Raw genomic sequence first — 1,696 nt, forward strand, 5'->3', positions numbered from 1 at the left:
ACAATAGAAGAAAATTCGTCGTTCTCTAAATATGAGATGTTCCAGCCGCACCTTCCGGTACGGCTACCTTGTTACGACTTAGCCCTAGTTACCAGTTTTACCCTAGGCAGCTCCTTTTACGGTCACCGACTTCAGGTACCCCCAGCTTCCATGGCTTGACGGGCGGTGTGTACAAGGCCCGGGAACGTATTCACCGCATCATGGCTGATATGCGATTACTAGCGATTCCAGCTTCATAGAGTCGAGTTGCAGACTCCAATCCGAACTGAGATAAGTTTTCGAGATTCGCATCTTGTTGCCAAGTAGCTGCCCTCTGTACTTACCATTGTAGCACGTGTGTAGCCCAAGACGTAAGGGCCGTGATGACTTGACGTCGTCCCCACCTTCCTCGCGGTTTGCACCGGCAGTCTCATTAGAGTCCCCGTCTTTAAACGCTGGCAACTAATGATAGGGGTTGCGCTCGTTGCAGGACTTAACCTAACACCTCACGGCACGAGCTGACGACAGCCATGCAGCACCTTGCAGTCTGTCCGAAGAAAAATCTATTTCTAGATCTGTCAAATTGCATTTAAGCCTTGGTAAGGTTCCTCGCGTATCATCGAATTAAACCACATGCTCCACCGCTTGTGCGGGCCCCCGTCAATTCCTTTGAGTTTCATTCTTGCGAACGTACTCCCCAGGTGGGATACTTATAACTTTCGCTTAGCCACTGAAGCCGAAACCCCAACAGCAAGTATCCATCGTTTACGGCGTGGACTACCAGGGTATCTAATCCTGTTCGCTCCCCACGCTTTCGTCCATCAGCGTCAGTTGATACTTAGTGACCTGCCTTCGCAATTGGTGTTCTGCGTAATATCTAAGCATTTCACCGCTACACTACACATTCCAGCCACTTCAACATCACTCAAGACTAACAGTATCAATGGCAGTTTCATAGTTAAGCTATGAGATTTCACCACTGACTGATTAATCCGCCTACGGACCCTTTAAACCCAATAAATCCGGATAACGCTTGCACCCTCCGTATTACCGCGGCTGCTGGCACGGAGTTAGCCGGTGCTTATTCTTCTGGTACCTTCAGCTACTTACACGTAAGTAGGTTTATCCCCAGATAAAAGTAGTTTACAACCCATAAGGCCGTCATCCTACACGCGGGATGGCTGGATCAGGCTTCCACCCATTGTCCAATATTCCTCACTGCTGCCTCCCGTAGGAGTCTGGTCCGTGTCTCAGTACCAGTGTGGGGGTTCACCCTCTCAGGCCCCCTAAAGATCATCGTCTTGGTGAGCCGTTACCTCTCCAACTAACTAATCTTACGCATGCCTATCTCACTGCGATAAATCTTTCAAAATCTAATGATGCCATTAAATCTATTATAAAGTATTAATCCTCCTTTCGAAGGGCTATCCTTTTCAGTAAGGCAAGTTGCATACGCGTTACGCACCCGTGCGCCGGTCTCAAATTCCCGAAAGAATCATACCCCTCGGCTTGCATGTGTTAGGCCTCCCGCTAGCGTTCATCCTGAGCCAGGATCAAACTCTCCATTGTAAATAATTTCGTTTGAAGCGTTAGCTTCTGTTTTTTACAACTTCGAATTTCCTATAGCTCCATTATTCAAGGATTGACTTCGTTTTATTCGGCTATTTTTTCTTCTGTTTATTTTATAATTTCAAATGAACTTCTCATCTTAAGCAAA

At 47.2% G+C, this 1,696-nt stretch carries 1 rRNA gene; it reads right to left on the minus strand.

The window, feature by feature from the left end:
- Nucleotides 1–29: 29 nt before the first annotated feature.
- Nucleotides 30–1,548: ribosomal RNA gene (locus ACMHJW_RS14610) — 16S ribosomal RNA — on the minus strand.
- Between the last annotated feature and the right edge of the window lie 148 nt (nucleotides 1,549–1,696).

The sequence above is a fragment of the Empedobacter brevis genome, assembly GCF_965118635.1.
Classification (GTDB): domain Bacteria; phylum Bacteroidota; class Bacteroidia; order Flavobacteriales; family Weeksellaceae; genus Empedobacter; species Empedobacter brevis_A.